Annotated in this window: 20 protein-coding genes; 19 read left to right on the top strand and 1 reads right to left on the bottom strand. The window is 56.7% G+C overall.

All coding sequences use genetic code 11. The features are described from left to right. Positions 1-41: 41 nt before the first annotated feature. The 3 genes from secD to ACIQYF_RS17475 all read left to right on the top strand — a co-directional run bounded on the left by secD (position 42) and on the right by ACIQYF_RS17475 (position 3482). Positions 42-1910, top strand: a complete 1869-nt coding sequence (gene secD, locus ACIQYF_RS17485; protein WP_402864350.1) for a protein translocase subunit SecD — start codon at positions 42-44, stop codon at positions 1908-1910. Positions 1911-1919: 9 nt separating this feature from the next. Then, the gene (secF, locus tag ACIQYF_RS17480; RefSeq protein ID WP_402864348.1) at positions 1920-2834 is read left to right on the top strand and encodes a protein translocase subunit SecF; all 915 of its coding nucleotides are present in this window, start codon (positions 1920-1922) and stop codon (positions 2832-2834) included. A gap of 120 nt (positions 2835-2954) precedes the next feature. After that, complete coding sequence (locus ACIQYF_RS17475; protein ID WP_402864346.1) at positions 2955-3482, top strand: glycine zipper 2TM domain-containing protein; 528 nt, start codon at positions 2955-2957, stop codon at positions 3480-3482. A gap of 102 nt (positions 3483-3584) precedes the next feature. Here the strand turns inward: ACIQYF_RS17475 and suhB are convergent, their stop codons facing one another. Continuing rightward, positions 3585-4400, bottom strand: a complete 816-nt coding sequence (gene suhB, locus ACIQYF_RS17470) for an inositol-phosphate phosphatase (protein ID WP_026013996.1) — start codon at positions 4398-4400, stop codon at positions 3585-3587. Positions 4401-4543: 143 nt separating this feature from the next. Here suhB and trmJ point away from each other — a divergent pair, with 143 nt between their 5' ends. The 16 genes from trmJ (at position 4544) to hisS (ending at position 17778) form a co-directional block, all read left to right on the top strand. Continuing rightward, entirely contained in the window at positions 4544-5314 is a 771-nt protein-coding gene (trmJ, locus tag ACIQYF_RS17465; RefSeq protein ID WP_402864343.1) for a tRNA (cytosine(32)/uridine(32)-2'-O)-methyltransferase TrmJ, read from the top strand. A 2-nt stretch (positions 5315-5316) separates the two neighbouring features. Further along, positions 5317-6093: a serine O-acetyltransferase gene (cysE, locus tag ACIQYF_RS17460; RefSeq protein ID WP_402864341.1), complete on the top strand. Its 777-nt coding sequence runs from the start codon at positions 5317-5319 to the stop codon at positions 6091-6093. A 182-nt stretch (positions 6094-6275) separates the two neighbouring features. Then, a complete protein-coding gene (iscR, locus tag ACIQYF_RS17455; RefSeq protein ID WP_026013997.1) occupies positions 6276-6767 on the top strand; it encodes a Fe-S cluster assembly transcriptional regulator IscR in 492 nt (163 codons plus the stop codon). A gap of 49 nt (positions 6768-6816) precedes the next feature. Then, positions 6817-8031: an IscS subfamily cysteine desulfurase gene (locus ACIQYF_RS17450; protein ID WP_402864339.1), complete on the top strand. Its 1215-nt coding sequence runs from the start codon at positions 6817-6819 to the stop codon at positions 8029-8031. Between the two features lie 95 nt (positions 8032-8126). Next, a complete protein-coding gene (gene iscU, locus ACIQYF_RS17445; RefSeq protein WP_003443374.1) occupies positions 8127-8513 on the top strand; it encodes a Fe-S cluster assembly scaffold IscU in 387 nt (128 codons plus the stop codon). 66 nt (positions 8514-8579) lie between these two features. Continuing rightward, a complete protein-coding gene (iscA, locus tag ACIQYF_RS17440; RefSeq protein WP_019408663.1) occupies positions 8580-8903 on the top strand; it encodes an iron-sulfur cluster assembly protein IscA in 324 nt (107 codons plus the stop codon). 8 nt (positions 8904-8911) lie between these two features. Continuing rightward, positions 8912-9433: a co-chaperone HscB gene (gene hscB, locus ACIQYF_RS17435; protein WP_402864336.1), complete on the top strand. Its 522-nt coding sequence runs from the start codon at positions 8912-8914 to the stop codon at positions 9431-9433. A 51-nt stretch (positions 9434-9484) separates the two neighbouring features. Further along, positions 9485-11347 carry a Fe-S protein assembly chaperone HscA gene (gene hscA / locus ACIQYF_RS17430; RefSeq protein ID WP_402864334.1) on the top strand — a complete coding sequence of 621 codons (1863 nt, stop codon included), beginning with the start codon at positions 9485-9487 and terminating at the stop codon, positions 11345-11347. A 2-nt stretch (positions 11348-11349) separates the two neighbouring features. Next, the gene (gene fdx, locus ACIQYF_RS17425) at positions 11350-11691 is read left to right on the top strand and encodes an ISC system 2Fe-2S type ferredoxin (protein ID WP_153328855.1); all 342 of its coding nucleotides are present in this window, start codon (positions 11350-11352) and stop codon (positions 11689-11691) included. A 14-nt stretch (positions 11692-11705) separates the two neighbouring features. Next, positions 11706-11906 carry a Fe-S cluster assembly protein IscX gene (gene iscX / locus ACIQYF_RS17420; protein ID WP_402864331.1) on the top strand — a complete coding sequence of 67 codons (201 nt, stop codon included), beginning with the start codon at positions 11706-11708 and terminating at the stop codon, positions 11904-11906. A gap of 94 nt (positions 11907-12000) precedes the next feature. Beyond that, positions 12001-12426 carry a nucleoside-diphosphate kinase gene (gene ndk / locus ACIQYF_RS17415; protein ID WP_019408668.1) on the top strand — a complete coding sequence of 142 codons (426 nt, stop codon included), beginning with the start codon at positions 12001-12003 and terminating at the stop codon, positions 12424-12426. A gap of 28 nt (positions 12427-12454) precedes the next feature. Then, positions 12455-13603 (top strand): 23S rRNA (adenine(2503)-C(2))-methyltransferase RlmN, encoded by a 1149-nt coding sequence (rlmN, locus tag ACIQYF_RS17410; protein ID WP_322238258.1) that lies wholly within the window; start codon positions 12455-12457, stop codon positions 13601-13603. Between the two features lie 12 nt (positions 13604-13615). After that, complete coding sequence (pilW, locus tag ACIQYF_RS17405) at positions 13616-14374, top strand: type IV pilus biogenesis/stability protein PilW (RefSeq protein WP_402864328.1); 759 nt, start codon at positions 13616-13618, stop codon at positions 14372-14374. After that, on the top strand, positions 14374-15354 hold the full coding sequence (locus ACIQYF_RS17400; RefSeq protein WP_402864326.1) for a RodZ domain-containing protein: 981 nt from the start codon (positions 14374-14376) through the stop codon (positions 15352-15354). The genes pilW and ACIQYF_RS17400 overlap by 1 nt, the downstream gene beginning before the upstream one ends. Positions 15355-15357: 3 nt before the next feature. Then, positions 15358-16467, top strand: a complete 1110-nt coding sequence (gene ispG, locus ACIQYF_RS17395) for a flavodoxin-dependent (E)-4-hydroxy-3-methylbut-2-enyl-diphosphate synthase (protein WP_019408672.1) — start codon at positions 15358-15360, stop codon at positions 16465-16467. Positions 16468-16488: 21 nt separating this feature from the next. After that, entirely contained in the window at positions 16489-17778 is a 1290-nt protein-coding gene (gene hisS / locus ACIQYF_RS17390) for a histidine--tRNA ligase (RefSeq protein ID WP_402864324.1), read from the top strand. Positions 17779-17807: the final 29 nt, after the last annotated feature.

The raw sequence follows: 17807 nt of genomic DNA, 5'->3' as shown, positions 1-17807 counted from the left end.
GCGCGCAAGGCGCCCCGCGTTTTAAGCGGGCGGCGTGATTGATGCTGAACAAATACCCTCTGTGGAAATACATACTGATCCTGGCTGTGCTGGCGATCGGTTTTATTTATTCCGCTCCCAATCTGTATCCGGATGATCCGGCCATTCAGGTGTCGGGTGCGAGCACGGCATTGCAGGTTACCGAAGCTGATCTGGATCGCGCGAGCAAGGCACTGACTGATGCCGGTATCGTTGTTAAGGGCGCTTCTTTGGCTCAGAACGGTAAAGGCGGTTTGCTGCGTCTGGCCAAGAAAGACGACCAGTTGCCAGCCAAGGACATCGTGCGCAAGGCGTTGGGTGACGACTATGTCGTAGCACTTAACCTGGCGCAGACTACGCCTCAATGGTTGCGTAGCCTGGGTGCTCACCCGATGAAATTGGGTCTGGACTTGTCTGGTGGTGTGCACTTCCTGTTGGAAGTGGACATGGACAAAGCCGTTGATGCGCGTATGAAAGTGTACGAAGGCGATGTAAAAAGCCTGCTGCGCAAAGAGAAAGTGCGTTATCGCAGTCTGCCGCAACTCAATGGGGCTATTCAGCTGGGCTTTAGTGATGAAGCAACCCGTGAGCAAGCGCGTGGCCTGATCCGCAAGAATTTCAATGACTTCGACGTAACGGCAGCAGACCTCAACGGTCAGCCGGTTCTGCGTCTGGCGATGACCCCGGCCAAGCTGGCGGAAATCCGTGAATATTCCATCAAGCAAAACCTGACAACGGTCCGTAACCGAGTCAATGAGTTGGGTGTTGCCGAGCCTTTGGTTCAGCGTCAGGGTGCTAACCGCATCGTGGTTGAGCTGCCGGGCGTGCAAGACACCGCCGAAGCCAAGCGTATTCTGGGCAAGACGGCTAACCTTGAGTTCCGTCTGGCAGCCGAGCCGGGCGCTTCGAAAGCCACTTCCGAGACTTTCGAATTCCGCGAGGGCAATCGTCCTGCCGCGCAGATCGAGCGTGGCTTGATCATCACCGGTGACCAGGTCACTGACGCTCAGGCAGGCTTTGACGAGCACGGCCGTCCACAAGTGAACATCAAGCTTGATGGTCATGGTGGTGAGCTGATGAGCCGTTCGACGCGCAGCAACGTGGGCCGCAGCATGGCGGTAATCTTCATCGAGCAGAAGCCGGTGACGACTTACACCAAGCAAGTGGTTGACGGTGTTGAGAAGGACGTGCCGACTCAGACGTTCAAGGAAGAGAAAAAAATCATCAGTCTGGCGACTATTCAGTCGCCGCTGGGCAGCCAGTTCCGGATCACCGGTCTGAATGGTCAGGGCGAGGCGTCCGAACTGGCTCTGCTGTTGCGTGCCGGTGGTCTGGCGGCGCCGATGTACTTCGCTGAAGAGCGCACCATTGGCCCTAGCCTGGGTGCAGACAATATCACCAAGGGTATTGATGCTTCGCTGTGGGGCATGCTGTTTGTGTCGATCTTTATCATCGCCATCTACCGTTTCTTCGGTGTGATCGCGACGGTGGCACTGGCAGGTAACATGGTCTTGCTGCTGGCCCTGATGTCGGTGCTGGGTGCAACCCTGACGCTGCCGGGTATTGCCGGTATCGTTCTGACGATGGGTATGGCGGTCGACGCCAACGTGCTGATCTTCTCGCGTATTCGTGAGGAGATTGCCAATGGCATGACAGTGCAGCGGGCCATTAATGAAGGTTTCAGCCGGGCATTCACTGCGATTGTCGACTCCAACCTGACTACCTTGCTGGTCGGCGGGATTCTGTTTGCCATGGGTACCGGGCCTGTTAAAGGCTTTGCGGTAACCATGTCCCTCGGTATCTTTACCTCGATGTTCACGGCCATTATGGTGACCCGCGCAATGGTCAACCTGATCTATGGCGGTCGGGACTTCAAGAAGTTGTGGATTTAAGGGGCTGCCATGTTACGTACAATCAACTTCATGGGCGTCCGCAACGTTGCGTTCGGCGTCACTGTAGTACTCACCGTGCTGGCTTTGTTCAGCATGTTCCACAAGGGCATGAACTATGGTCTGGACTTCACTGGCGGTACGCTCATTGAGCTGACCTACGAGAAGCCGGCCGATCTGACCAAGGTGCGTGAGGAGCTGGTTACTGCCGGCTTCCACGATGCTGTCGTGCAGAGTTTTGGTGCGACCACCGACCTGCTGGTGCGCATGCCGGGTGATGACCCGTTGCTGGGCAATAAGGTAGCCGCTGCGCTGGGGCAGGCAGATACTGCCAACCCGGCGGTTATCAAGCGCGTTGAGTTCGTGGGGCCGCAAGTCGGTGAAGAACTGCGTGACCAGGGCGGCCTCGGCATGCTGATGGCGCTGGGCGGCATCATGCTGTACCTGGCTTTTCGCTTTCAGTGGAAGTTCGCGGTCGGTGCGATCGTGTCGCTGGTTCACGACGTAGTCGTGACCATGGGGGTGTTGTCATTCTTCCAGATCACCTTCGACCTGACGGTGTTGGCGGCAGTGCTGGCGATCATCGGTTACTCGCTCAACGACACCATTGTGGTATTCGACCGGGTTCGTGAGAACTTCCGGGTGCTGCGCAAGGCAACGCTGATTGAGAACATCAATATCTCGACCACCCAAACCCTGCTGCGCACCATGGCGACATCGATTTCGACATTGCTGGCGATTGCGGCCCTGTTGATCTTCGGTGGCGACAACCTGTGGGGCTTCTCGGTAGCTCTGTTCGTGGGTGTATTGGCGGGTACTTACTCGTCGATCTACATCGCGAACGTGGTGCTGATCTGGCTGAAGCTCAGTGCAGAGGATTTGATTCCTCCTGCTGCGAGTGAGAAAGAGATCGACGACCGTCCATAACGGTTAATTGTCTCTGGCAGTCACCTAAAAGGCGCGAGTATTGAACTCGCGCCTTTTTTTGTGCTCCAAGGCTAGGATTGATGTGGGAATCTTCCCACCTGTGATGGTCTGGAGGTTCGAGTGAACAAATCTTTGCTGGTAGGCGCAGTATTGGGTGCTGTCGGTGTGACTGCCGGGGGTGCTTTTGCCACCTACAGCTTGGTGAAAAGCCCTGAGTCTGCTCAGGTGCTGGCTGTTCAGCCGGTCACGCAGCAAATCAAAACCCCGCGAGAGGTCTGCAAGGATGTGGCTGTGACGCGTCGCGCGCCAGTCAAGGATGAGCATCAGATTGTTGGCAGTGTCATCGGTGCGGTGGCGGGTGGTTTGTTGGGTAATCAGGTCGGCGGCGGCAACGGCAAGAAAATTGCCACGGTTGCGGGTGCGCTGGGTGGTGGTTATGCGGGTAACAAGGTTCAGGAAGGTATGCAGGACCGTGACACGTACACCACGACGCAGACTCGCTGTAACACCGTTAATGACATTAGCGACAAAGTGATCGGTTACGACGTGCGTTACTCACTGGATGGCAAGGAAGGCAAAGTGCGTATGGATCACGAGCCGGGCAATCAGATTGCCGTGGACAAGCAAGGTCAGCTTATTCTCAAATAAGCCGGTGGGAGCTGCCGCAGGCTGCGCCAGCTCCTGCAGGATAGTAAGTGACAGGCATAAAAAAGCACCCATAAGGGTGCTTTTTTTAGGCTCGGATTTCGCTTAGCGTTTCAGCGAGGCCGGCAGATGAGGCTGAATTGCAGTCAGAACGGCTTTGAAGCACTTGGTGTTGCCGGCAACAATGTGGCCTTTTTCAAGGAAGTCGTGGCTGCCGGTGAAGTCGCTGACGAGGCCGCCAGCTTCTTGAATGAGCAGTGCGCCTGCAGCCATGTCCCACTCGGAAAGGCCTGACTCCCAGAATGCATCGAAACGACCGGCGGCAACGTAGGCCAGATCCAGGCTGGCTGCGCCTGCGCGGCGGATGCCGGCAGTCTGGCCAACCAGGCTGCGGAACATGCCCAGGTAGTTGTCCAGGTTGTCCATTTGGTTGTCGCGGAACGGGAAGCCAGTACCCAGCAGGGCGCCTTCAAGGCTGGTGCGGCCGCTGACACGCAGGCGGCGACCGTTCAGTTGAGCGCCGCGGCCGCGGCTGGCGGTGAATTCTTCCTGGCGAACTGGATCAAGAACCACGGCGTGCTCAAGGCGGCCGCGGTATTTGCAGGCGATGCTGACGGCGAAGTGTGGAACGCCGCGCAGGAAGTTGGTGGTGCCATCCAGTGGGTCAATGATCCACAGATAGTCTTCACCTTCACCGCTGCCTGGATGCATGCCGGTTTCTTCACCGAGAATGCCGTGCGTTGGATAAGCTTTGCGCAGGGCATCGATGATTTTCTGTTCAGCAGCACGATCGACTTCAGAGACGTAATCCTTGGCGTCTTTTTCGTCGACCTTGATGGTATCCAGGCGCTCGATGGAGCGGAAAATCAATTCACTGGCGCTGCGGGCGGCGCGCAGCGCGATATTCAGCATGGGCTGCATGGACGTTTCACCTAGGTCGTTAAAGAAAGCCGGACATTCTAACAGAAAAGTTTGGCAGATGAAGGTTTGCATTAGCTTTCGTAGCTTAAGGTGATTGGCTTAGGTAAGATTTGCTCCCTTTTACCGGTCTGTGAGCGCTTCCATTGCTGTCAAATATTCGTGTCGTTCTGGTCAATACCAGTCATCCCGGCAACATCGGCGGTGCTGCGCGTGCCATGAAAAACATGGGGTTGTCGCGGCTGGTCCTGGTGGAACCAAGATTGTTTCCGCACCACGAGGCTGATGCTCGAGCGTCAGGAGCGGGGGATATTCTTGAAAATGCGCAAGTCGTCGCTTCGCTGGAAGATGCGTTGGTGGGCTGCAATCTGGTGCTGGGTACCAGTGCGCGTGATCGTCGGATTCCCTGGCCGCTGCTGGATCCGCGTGAATGTGGACAAAAAGTAGTTGAAGACGCGGTGCAGGGCGCCGAAATCGCCCTGGTGTTTGGTCGTGAAGACTCCGGCCTTACCAATGATGAGCTGCAGCGTTGTCACTTTCATGTGCATATCCCGTCAGACCCTGAGTTCAGCTCCTTGAATCTCGGGGCTGCGGTGCAAGTGCTGAGTTATGAAATTCGTATGGCCTGGCTTGCTGTGCAGGGGCAGCCGAGCAAAGTTGAAAAAGAGGAAGTCGCCTCCACTAAAAGTGGAGAGTTGGCGACCATGGATGAGCTGGAGCGCTTTTACGAGCATCTGGAGCAGACATTGGTGGCTATCGAGTTTCTTGACCCGCAAAAGCCGCGTCATCTGATGGCGCGTCTGCGTCGGCTCTATGGGCGTAGCTCGGTCAGTCGCGCCGAAATGAATATTTTGCGTGGCATTCTCACCGAAACCCAAAAAGCAGCCCGTGGCGAGTTGCTTAAACGCAAGGATTAATGATGTTCGAGCGTCTGCGTGAAGATATTCAAAGCGTGTTTCATCGTGATCCGGCGGCGCGTAACGCGTTCGAAGTCTTGACCTGCTATCCGGGCATGCATGCGATCTGGATTCACCGTCTGTCCGGGTTGCTCTGGGGGAAGGGTTGGAAATGGCTCGCTCGCCTGGTGTCGAACTTTGGGCGATGGTTGACCGGGATCGAGATTCATCCGGGGGCCAAGGTGGGGCGTCGTTTCTTCATCGATCACGGCATGGGGATTGTGATCGGCGAGACCGCTGAAATTGGCGATGATGTCACCCTGTACCAGGGCGTGACGTTGGGCGGCACCAGTTGGAATAAAGGTAAGCGCCACCCGACGCTGGAAAATGGTGTGGTGGTCGGCGCGGGTGCGAAGGTGCTTGGTCCTTTTACCGTTGGTGCGGGCGCCAAGGTGGGTTCCAATGCCGTCGTCACCAAGGCTGTGCCCGCGGGCGCAACCGTGGTCGGCATTCCGGGTCGGATCATTGTCAAAAATGACGATGAGGTTCAAGCCAAGCGCAAAGCCATGGCCGAAAAAATCGGCTTTGATGCCTATGGCGTGGGTGAGGACATGCCAGACCCTGTTGCGCGTGCCATTGCGCAGTTGCTTGATCACTTGCAGGCAGTCGATGGAAAGCTGGATGGCATGTGCGGCGCACTGAAAGATCTGGGAAGCCCTTATTGCGCGAAAGATCTGCCGGAGTTGCGTGAAGAAGACTTTGCCTGTGTCAAAGACAAGGATCAAAGCAGGGCAGTGTGACTGACCTGTAGCTCCTGCAGCGGCGGCTGCAAGGTTGCGTGTGTGCCATTACGCCGCAGACCCTGCTACAATGCCGCCGCTGTTTTGCGGGTAATCCCGACCAAAGTACTAGGTCTAATAGTTGACTTAAACAGTCGGGAATAGCATACTCGCCCTCATTCCGAATTCCGTGGTACCTGTCCATGAGACTGACTACAAAAGGCCGATACGCCGTTACTGCAATGCTCGATTTGGCGTTGCACGCACAGCACGGGCCGGTGTCCCTGGCTGATATTTCCGAGCGCCAAGGCATCTCTCTTTCCTACCTTGAGCAACTGTTTGCCAAGCTGCGCCGCAGCAGTCTGGTTTCCAGTGTGCGTGGTCCTGGTGGCGGCTATCAGCTGTCGCGCGACATGCAAGGTATTCAGGTTGCCCAAGTTATCGATGCAGTGAACGAATCCGTCGACGCAACGCGTTGCCAGGGTCTTGGCGATTGCCATGCCGGCGACACGTGCCTGACCCACCACTTGTGGTGTGATTTGAGCCTGCAAATCCACGATTTTCTCAGTGGTATCAGCTTGGCTGATCTTGTCACTCGCCGTGAGGTGCAAGAAGTAGCCCAGCGTCAGGATCAGCGCCGCTGTAATAGCAAAGCGCCGCACCTGGATAAGATCGAAGCGTCCGCCGTCGAGTGATTGCATAGAAACGACGGTGCGCCAGCCAGCCTGATTTAGGAGATAGTCCATGAAATTGCCGATTTACCTTGATTACTCAGCCACCACCCCGGTTGATCCGCGTGTTGCTCAAAAGATGAGCGACTGCTTGCTGGTTGACGGGAACTTCGGTAACCCGGCTTCGCGTTCTCACGTCTTTGGCTGGAAAGCCGAAGAAGCGGTAGAGAATGGCCGTCGTCAGGTCGCTGATCTGGTTAATGCTGATCCGCGTGAAATTGTCTGGACCTCCGGTGCAACCGAAGCCAACAACCTGGCAATTAAGGGTGCTGCGCATTTCTATGCCTCCAAGGGCAAGCACCTGATCACCGACAAAATTGAGCACAAAGCCGTTCTCGACACCATGCGTCAGTTGGAGCGTGAAGGGTTTGAAGTGACTTACATCGAGCCGGGTGAAGACGGCCTGGTGACGCCGGCCATGGTTGAAGCGGCCATGCGCGAGGACACCATCTTGGTGTCGATCATGCACGTGAACAACGAAATCGGCACCATCAACGACATCGAGGCCATTGGCGAACTGACGCGTTCGCGCGGCGTGTTGTTCCATGTCGATGCGGCGCAGTCTACCGGTAAGGTCGCGATCGACCTGGCCAAGCTGAAAGTCGACCTGATGTCTTTCTCGGCTCACAAAACCTACGGCCCTAAAGGCATCGGCGCACTGTATGTTAGCCGTAAGCCTCGTGTGCGTATCGAAGCTGCCATGCACGGTGGCGGTCACGAGCGCGGCATGCGTTCGGGCACCTTGGCCACCCACCAGATCGTGGGTATGGGTGAAGCGTTCCAGATCGCCAAAGAAGAAATGGCTGCTGAAAACATCCGTATCAAAGCCTTGAGCGACCGTTTCTTCAAGCAGGTTGAACACCTTGAAGAGCTGTACGTCAACGGCAGCATGACCGCCCGCGTTCCGCACAACCTGAACCTGAGCTTCAACTACGTTGAAGGCGAGTCGCTGATCATGGCGCTCAAGGATCTGGCCGTGTCGTCCGGTTCGGCTTGCACCTCTGCATCCCTCGAGCCGTCCTACGTGTTGCGCGCCCTGGGTCGCAATGATGAATTGGCACACAGCTCGATTCGCTTCACCTTCGGTCGGTTCACCACTGAAGAAGAAATCGATTACGCCGCGCAGAAGGTTTGCGAGGCTGTTACCAAGCTGCGTGCTCTTTCGCCGCTGTGGGACATGTACAAAGACGGCATCGACATTTCGAAAATCGAATGGGCGGCGCACTAATAATTTAAGTCGCCGCAGGCAGGCGCTGTAGAGCTTAGCGAATCGCAGCTTTTACAGCGTCTCAAGAGCGACTCTGATGAGTGAGGATTAGTACCATGGCTTACAGCGAAAAGGTCATCGACCACTACGAAAACCCGCGCAACGTCGGCAAGATGGACGCGGAAGATCCGGATGTTGGCACCGGCATGGTTGGCGCACCTGCGTGCGGCGACGTGATGCGTTTGCAGATCAAGGTGAACGAGCAGGGCATCATTGAAGATGCCAAGTTCAAGACCTACGGCTGCGGTTCGGCAATTGCTTCCAGCTCCCTGGCAACCGAGTGGATGAAAGGCAAGACTCTGGATGAAGCAGAGACCATCAAGAACACTCAGTTGGCTGAAGAACTGGCCTTGCCACCGGTGAAAATTCACTGCTCGGTACTCGCTGAAGACGCCATCAAGGCGGCCGTTCGCGATTACAAGCAGAAGAAAGGTTTGATCTGATCCGAGTGGTTCGCGCCGGGAACGGCGCGAACCGGTGATGATACTGGTGAGAGGTAAGGAGTCACGATGGCTATCAGCATGACAGAGGCGGCGGCCAAGCATATTCGCCGTTCCCTTGATGGGCGCGGCAAAGGTGAGGGGATTCGTCTGGGTGTTCGCACTACGGGCTGTTCCGGTCTTGCCTATGTGCTGGAGTTTGTCGACGAAGTGGGCGACGAAGACCAGGTTTTCGAGACCCATGGCGAAAAAGTGATCATTGATCCTAAAAGCCTGACCTATCTTGACGGCACTGAGCTTGATTTCGTCAAGGAAGGCCTGAACGAAGGCTTCAAGTTCAATAACCCCAACGTACGTGGCGAATGTGGCTGCGGCGAGAGCTTCAACATCTGAGGCCAGTCGTGGGTACTCCTTGTCATTTTGCTTTGTTTGAACTGCAGCCGAGCTTCACTCTAGACCTTGATCAGTTGGCTGTGCGCTACCGCGAGTTAGCGCGTGGCGTGCATCCAGACCGTTTTGCTGACGCTTCCGAGCGTGAGCAGCGACTGGCGCTAGAGCAATCCGCCAGCCTTAACGAGGCTTACCAGACGCTCAAAAGCCCACCCAAGCGCGCGCGTTACCTGCTCGCGATGAATGGGCGCGAGATGCCGCTGGAAGTCACGGTGCACGATCCCGAGTTCCTGATGCAGCAGATGCAATGGCGCGAAGAACTTGAAGATTTGCAGGACAGCGCAGATATAGCCGGTATTGCAGCATTCAAACGTCGGTTAAAAGTCGCTCAGGAACAATTGAACGATAGCTTCGCTGCTTGTTGGGATGATGCTGCACAGCGCGAACAGGCAGAACGCCTGATGCGCCGCATGCAGTTCCTGGACAAGCTCACTTACGAAGTGCGCCAGCTAGAAGAGCGCCTCGACGATTAACCCAGTGCCGCCACGGTTGCACGCCTGATATACAGATAAGTCCTGATAACGATGGCCCTACTGCAGATCGCCGAACCCGGCCAAAGTCCTCAACCGCACCAGCGTCGTCTGGCTGTGGGGATCGACTTGGGCACTACCAATTCGCTGGTCGCTGCATTGCGCAGTGGTCTTTCCGAGCCGCTGGCTGATGCCGAAGGTCGAGTCATCCTGCCCTCTGCGGTGCGTTATCACGCAGACCGCATCGAGGTGGGTGAGTCCGCACGCCTGGCTGCCTCCAGCGATCCATTCAATACCGTGCTGTCGGTCAAGCGCTTGATGGGTCGTGGTCTGTCCGACGTCAAGCAATTGGGTGAGCAACTGCCTTACCGCTTTGTGGGTGGTGAGTCGCATATGCCGTTTATTGACACCGTGCAGGGCCCTAAGAGCCCTGTGGAAGTGTCGGCCGACATCCTGAAGGTATTGCGCGAGCGTGCTGAAAAGACCTTGGGTGGTGAATTGGTGGGCGCGGTTATTACCGTTCCGGCTTATTTCGATGATGCTCAGCGCCAGGCCACCAAGGATGCTGCCCGGCTTGCCGGGTTGAACGTCTTGCGTCTGCTCAACGAGCCTACGGCCGCTGCAGTTGCTTACGGTCTGGATCAGCACGCTGAAGGCGTTGTGGCCATCTATGACCTGGGTGGCGGTACGTTCGATATTTCTATCTTGCGTCTGACTGGCGGTGTGTTTGAAGTGTTGGCCACGGGGGGCGACAGCGCTCTGGGCGGCGATGATTTTGACCATGCGATTGCCAACTGGATTGTCGAGCAGGCGGGTTTGTCTGCTGACCTTGATCCGGGAGCGCAGCGCCAACTGTTGCAAATTGCCTGTGCCGCCAAAGAAGCGCTGACGGATGCATCTTCTGTTCCTGTCATTTACGGTGACTGGCAAGCAGACCTGACCCGTGAAGCCTTCGATGCGCTCATCGAGCCGATGGTTGCGCGCAGTCTCAAGGCGTGTCGTCGTGCCGTACGTGACGCCAACATCGAGCTTGAAGATGTTCAGGCGGTCGTGATGGTTGGTGGTTCGACCCGTGTGCCGCGTGTGCGCGAAGCCGTTGCTGAAATGTTCGGTCGCCAGCCGCTGACGGACATCGATCCGGATCAAGTGGTTGCCATTGGCGCTGCGATTCAGGCCGATACCTTGGCCGGTAACAAACGTGATGGTGGCGAGTTGTTGCTGCTTGACGTGATTCCGTTGTCGCTCGGTCTTGAGACCATGGGCGGGTTGATGGAAAAAGTCATTCCGCGCAACACCACGATCCCGGTGGCTCGCGCTCAAGACTTTACGACGTACAAAGATGGCCAGACGGCCATGATGATTCACGTGCTGCAGGGCGAGCGCGAGCTGATCAGCGATTGCCGTTCGCTGGCGCGCTTTGAGCTGCGTGGCATTCCTCCGATGGTGGCGGGTGCTGCGAAGATCCGCGTGACCTTCCAGGTTGATGCGGATGGCTTGCTCAGTGTCTCGGCGCGAGAGTTGGGTTCAGGTGTTGAGGCCAATATTCAGGTCAAGCCTTCCTACGGTCTGACCGACGGTGAAATCGCCAAAATGCTCAAGGATTCATTCCAGTACGCCGGTGACGATAAGGTCGCTCGCGTTCTGCGTGAGCAGCAAGTCGATGGCCAGCGTCTGATCGAGGCCGTGCAGGCCGCACTGGAGGTTGATGGCGAGCGCCTGCTCGATCCTGAAGAGCGTATGGTCATTGAACTGCAGATGCAGGAACTGTCCGAATTGTTGAAAGGCACCGATGGTTACGCCATCGAGCAGCAGACCAAGCGTCTGTCGCAAGTGACCGATGCATTTGCTGCCCGCCGTATGGATTTGACCGTCAAAGCCGCTCTGGCGGGGCGCAACCTGAATGAGATTGAGGAATAACGATGCCGCAGGTCATTTTTTTGCCACACGCCGAGCATTGCCCGGACGGTATGGTTGTTGAGGCTGAGACGGGAAAGTCGATTCTCGAAGTGGCACACGACAATCACATCGAAATCGAAAGTGCGTGCGGTGGCGTCTGCGCCTGTACCACCTGCCACTGCATCATTCGTGAGGGTTTCGACACGCTGGAAGAGGCGGACGAGCTGGAAGAGGACTATCTGGATCGTGCCTGGGGTCTTGAAGCTCACTCGCGCTTGAGCTGTCAGGCCAAGGTCGGGACCGAAGACATCACCGTCGAAATCCCGAAATACTCCCTCAACCATGCTGCCGAAGCGCCGCACTGATTAAAGGAAGTGTCATGAGCCTGAAATGGGTTGATGTACAAGAAATTGCTATACAGCTGGCTGAGGCTCACCCGGATGTCGATCCGCTCTCGGTGAACTTCGTCAAGCTGCGCAACTTGGTCATGGCATTGCCGGAGTTCGACGACATACCGGATCGCGGCGGGGAAAAAGTCCTCGAAGCCATTCAGGGGTTGTGGATCGAAGAGGCTGACTAAGCCTGCAACGCACGTAATTATGCAATACCCAAGAACCCGCGTATAATTCGCGGGTTTAATTTTTCGCTTAAATCACTGTTTCTGGAGTTACACCATGGCTGTTCAACGTACTTTCTCCATCATCAAGCCTGACGCCGTTGCTAAAAACGTTATCGGCAAGATCGTTACCCGTTTCGAAGACGCTGGCCTGAAGGTTGTAGCTTCTAAACTCAAGCAACTGTCCAAAGCTGAAGCTGAAGGCTTCTACGCTGAGCACAGCGAGCGCGGCTTCTTCGGCGACCTGGTTGCTTTCATGATCTCCGGTCCTGTTGTCGTTCAGGTTCTGGAAGGCGAAAACGCTATCGCTCTGAACCGTGAGCTGATGGGCGCTACCAACCCTAAAGAAGCTGCTGCTGGCACCATCCGTGCTGACTTCGCAGAATCCATCGACGCTAACGCTGTTCACGGTTCCGACTCTGAAGCAGCTGCTGCTCGCGAAATCGCTTACTTTTTCGCAGCTACTGAAGTAACCACTCGCTAAGCATTGGCTTGTGAGTGAGGGTGAAGACATGATTGCAACGACTGGCAAAACTAACCTGTTGGGTCTGACTCAGCCGGAAATGGAGAAATTCTTCGACTCAATCGGGGAGAAGCGTTTCCGTGCCGGTCAGGTCATGAAGTGGATTCACCACTTTGGCGTCGATGATTTCGACGCCATGACTAACGTCAGCAAGGCCTTGCGCGACAAGCTCAAGGCTATTGCTGAGGTTCGTGGACCTGAAGTCGTCAGCGAGGACATCTCCAGCGATGGCACCCGTAAGTGGGTGGTGCGCGTTGAGTCCGGCAGCTGCGTCGAGACCGTTTATATTCCCCAGGGCAAACGCGGCACTTTGTGCGTTTCGTCCCAGGCGGGCTGTGCCCTGGATTGCAGTTTCTGTTCCACCGGCAAGCAAGGCTTCAATAGCAACCTCACCGCCGCCGAAGTCATTGGCCAGGTGTGGATTGCCAACAAATCCTTTGGCAGCGTCCCGGCGACCGTCGACCGTGCCATCACCAACGTGGTGATGATGGGCATGGGTGAGCCGCTGCTGAACTTCGACAACGTCATCGCCGCCATGCATCTGATGATGGATGACCTGGGCTATGGCATCTCCAAGCGCCGGGTGACCTTGTCGACCTCGGGCGTGGTGCCGATGATTGATGAGCTGGCCAAGCACATCGACGTCTCCCTGGCGTTGTCACTGCACGCACCGAATGACGAGCTGCGCAGTCAATTGGTACCGATCAATAAAAAGTACCCGCTCAAAATGCTGCTTGAATCCTGCCGTCGCTACATGTCGACCTTGGGCGAGAAGCGCGTCTTGACCGTTGAGTACACCCTGCTCAAAGACGTCAATGATCACGTCGATCACGCTGTAGAAATGATCGAACTACTCAAGGACACCCCTTGCAAGATCAACCTGATTCCGTTTAACCCGTTCCCGCATTCGGGCTATGAGCGTCCAAGCAACAACGCCATTCGCCGTTTCCAGGAGTTGTTGCAGCAGGCGGGTTACAACGTGACCGTCCGTACGACTCGCGGCGAAGACATCGATGCGGCGTGTGGGCAGTTGGTAGGTCAGGTCAACGACCGTACTCGCCGTAGCTCGCGCCTTATCGCGGCACGTGAACTCAATGCTGAGACTGATCTGGCGCAAAACGCTGCGACTCAGCCCTGAGAGAGGAAACCTATGATCTTGCGCGCTGCGCTCTCTGTCGTAATGGTCGGCCTGCTGGCGGGCTGCGTCTCATCGGGTGGTTCAAACCCGCTGAGCAACGACAAGGGGCGTGATCAAGCGCGCGAGGCCTATGTTCAATTGGGCCTCGGTTATCTTCAGCAAGGGATGATCGAACAGGCCAAAATCCCGCTTGGCAAGGCTCTGGAACTCAACAAGACCGACCCGGACACCAACGCTGCATTGGCCTTGGTGTTCCAGGCCGAGATGGAACCTGAGTTGGCTGAGCAAGCGTTCAAAACGGCGTTAAGCGGGCGATCCTCTGACACGCGGATTCTGAATAACTACGGCAGCTTCCTGTTTGAGCAGCAACGCTATCAGGAGGCTTACGGCCAATTCCAAAAAGCCTCGGCAGACAGCCTCTATCCCGAGCGTTCTCGCGTTTACGAGAACCTTGGCATGACCTCGCTCAAGCTGGGGCAACGCGAAACAGGTCGTCAGCAGCTTGAAAAAGCCTTGCGCCTGAACCGCCAACAACCCCGTGCACTGCTCGAAATGGCTGAGTTGTCTTACGAAGACAGGCATTATGTGCTCGCACGTGACTTTTACGATCGTTTTAGCCTGCTTAGCGGGCAAAATGCACGTAGTCTATTGCTCGGTGCGCGACTGGCGAGTGTTTTCGATGAGCGCACCCCAACAGCCAACTATGGCCAGCAACTAAAACGACTCTATCCCGGCACGCCGGAATATCAGCAATACCTGTCGGAGCAATGATGAAAGCGGCGCACCCCGAAGTTCTAGCAGCGACTCGTGGCAATCCCGGTGAGACCTTGCGTCAGGCCCGTGAGAGCAATGGATGGACCCTGGCTGAAGTCGCCCTGAAACTCAATCTCACGGCCAGTTCCTTGAGCAACCTTGAGGCGGGAGCGTTCGACAAACTACCAGGTCATACCTTTGCGCGCGGCTATATACGTGCCTATGCCAAATTGCTGGGCATGGACCAAGCCAGCCTGGTACACGAATTCGACCTGATCACCGGCACCGATGCCAATGGCAGTAACGTGCACAGTCTTGGCCGCATTGAAGAACCCGTGCGCGTATCGCACACCATTTTGCGTATTGTCAGTTTGTTGCTCCTGCTGGCCGTCATCGGCGGGGTTTTTTTCTGGTGGCAGGACCAAACGTCCATGCGCGCCAAGGATCTGGTCGGCCTGACTCCGGAACACGTTGAAGTTGAAGGCGCTGACGGCAAGACTCAGATCCATCCGCTCGACGAGCCGGAGGATCAGGCGGTAGCTCAATCCAGGGTCGAAGACGACGCGGCAGCGCAACCTGAGCCAGAGCAAGCAGGCAGCACCGCGCTGGTATTGCCGGCAGCTTCGGCAACCCCATCGGCTACGCCTGCGGCCTCGGCTCCAGCGCCAGCCGTTGCGCCACAACCGGTTACCCCGGCTGCTGCAACGCCAGCGGCGCCTGTTGCTGCGGCTGCTACCAGCACCGAACCGGTTGCGGGCGCAGGCAAGGTCAAGATCAACTACACCGCCGATTGCTGGACTCAAGTCACCGATGGCGCCGGCAAGGTGCTGTTTGGTGGTCTGAAGCGCAAGGGCGAAACGCTTGATGTGAGCGGCAAGGCTCCACTCGGCCTGCGCCTGGGCTATGCCCGTGGCGCACAGGTGACCTACAACGGTCAGCCTGTGGATGTGGCTCCTTTCACCAGTGGCGAGACTGCTCGCCTGAAGTTAGGTCAATAAGTCATGCACGGCGAATCACCAATTAAACGTCGCGAATCGCGCAAAATCTGGGTTGGCTCTGTACCAGTAGGTGGCGATGCCCCCATTGCAGTGCAGAGCATGACCAACAGCGACACCAATGATGTCGCTGCCACCGTGGCTCAAATCAATCGTCTGGAAGCTGCTGGCGTCGACATCGTTCGCGTCTCCGTGCCGGACATGGACGCAGCGGAAGCCTTTGGTCGCATCAAGCAACTGGTTAAAGTGCCGCTGGTCGCCGACATCCATTTCGACTACCGCATTGCCCTGCGCGTTGCGGAATTGGGCGTTGACTGCCTGCGGATCAATCCGGGCAACATCGGCCGTGAGGACCGTGTGCGTGCTGTGGTTGATGCTGCGCGTGATCGCGGCATTCCGATCCGGATCGGTGTGAACGCCGGTTCGCTTGAAAAAGACTTGCAAAAAAAATATGGCGAGCCGACACCAGCCGCGCTGGTTGAGTCGGCACTGCGCCACGTAGAGCACCTGGAACGCCTGAATTTCAAGGACTTCAAGGTCAGCGTGAAGGCCTCTGACGTGTTCATGGCCGTTGAAGCCTACCGCTTGCTGGCCAAGGAAATCGTCCAGCCGCTGCATTTGGGCATCACCGAAGCCGGTGGTTTGCGCTCTGGCACAGTGAAATCTGCCGTGGGCCTAGGTATGCTGCTTGCCGAAGGGATTGGCGATACTATTCGCATCTCGTTGGCAGCAGACCCGGTAGAGGAAGTAAAAGTCGGCTACGACATTCTCAAATCCCTGCACCTGCGTTCGCGAGGCATCAACTTTATCGCTTGCCCAAGCTGCTCCCGGCAGAACTTCGACGTGGTGAAAACCATGAACGAGCTGGAAGTGCGGCTTGAAGACTTGCTGGTGCCGTTGGATGTGGCGGTTATTGGTTGTGTGGTCAACGGCCCGGGCGAAGCCAAAGAGGCTCATGTGGGCTTGACCGGTGGTACGCCCAACCTGATTTACATCGACGGCAAGCCGTCGCAGAAGTTGACGAATGAAAACCTGGTGGACCAGCTTGAAAAGCTGATCCGCCAGAAGGCGGCCGACAAGGTCGAAGCTGACGCAGCAGTCATCGCGCGCGGCTAACCAACGAATAAAGGATTTTTTGTGAGCAAGTCTTTGCAAGCCATTCGTGGCATGAACGACATCCTGCCTGAGCAGACGCCGCTGTGGCGCTACTTCGAGGGTAAGGTCTCGCGTTTGCTGGATAACTACGGTTACAAGCAAATCCGTATGCCGATCGTTGAGTTCACCGAGCTGTTCAAACGCTCGATTGGTGAAGTCACCGACATCGTCGAAAAAGAGATGTACACCTTCGAAGACCGCAACGGCGATTCGCTGACCCTGCGTCCAGAAGGCACTGCCGCGTGCGTGCGTGCTGTGCTTGAGCACGGCATCACGGGGGCTGGCCAAGTGCAGAAGTTGTGGTACATCGGCCCGATGTTCCGCCACGAACGCCCTCAGAAAGGCCGTTATCGCCAGTTCCATCAGATTGGGGTTGAAGTGTTCAACCTTGATGGGCCGGACATCGACGCCGAACTGATCGTGCTGACCTGGCGTCTGTGGGGCGAGCTGGGCATCCGTGATGCGGTCAAGCTCGAACTCAACAGCCTGGGGACCAGCGAAGCCCGTGCCCGCTACCGTGCAGCATTGGTTGAATACCTGTCCTCGCGTTTGAGCGAGCTTGACGAAGACAGCCAGCGTCGTTTGAAATCCAATCCGCTGCGTGTGCTCGATACCAAAAATGCCGGCACGCAAGCCGTGCTGGTGGATGCGCCGAAGCTGGTCGATTACCTCGACGAAGAATCGCGCGTGCACTTCGAAGGCCTCAAGGCGCGTCTGGATGCTGCCGGTATTCCTTACGTCATCAACCCCAAGCTGGTTCGCGGGCTCGATTACTACAGCAAAACCGTTTTTGAGTGGGTCACCGACAAGCTCGGCGCTCAAGGCACCGTGTGTGCTGGCGGTCGCTATGACGGTCTGGTTGAACAAATGGGTGGCAAGCCGACCGCCGGTGTTGGCTTTGCAATGGGCATCGAGCGTCTGATTCTGCTGCTCGAAACCCTGGAACAAGTCCCTGAAGAAATCGCGCGTCAGGTGGATGTTTACCTGTGCGCGTTCGGTGAGGCCGCTGAACTGGCCGCTTTAACGCTCAGCGAGCGTGTCCGCGATCAGTTGCCGAACCTGCGTCTGCAAATCAACGCAGGCGCTGGCAGCTTCAAAAGCCAGTTCAAAAAGGCGGACAAGAGCGGTGCGCTGTATGCGCTGATTCTGGGTGACGACGAATTGGCCCAGCACGTGGTAGGCGTCAAACCCCTGCGTGGCCAGGGCGAACAACAAACTATTGCCTGGGATGCTCTTTCCGAGCACTTGGCCACCTGCGTCGTGCAGGGTTGACGCTGTAAAACAGCCGATTTATCGAATAA

Source organism: Pseudomonas sp. NPDC096917 (assembly GCF_044762555.1).
In the GTDB taxonomy this organism is placed as follows: domain Bacteria; phylum Pseudomonadota; class Gammaproteobacteria; order Pseudomonadales; family Pseudomonadaceae; genus Aquipseudomonas.
This window is presented reverse-complemented; position numbering and strand designations above follow the sequence as displayed.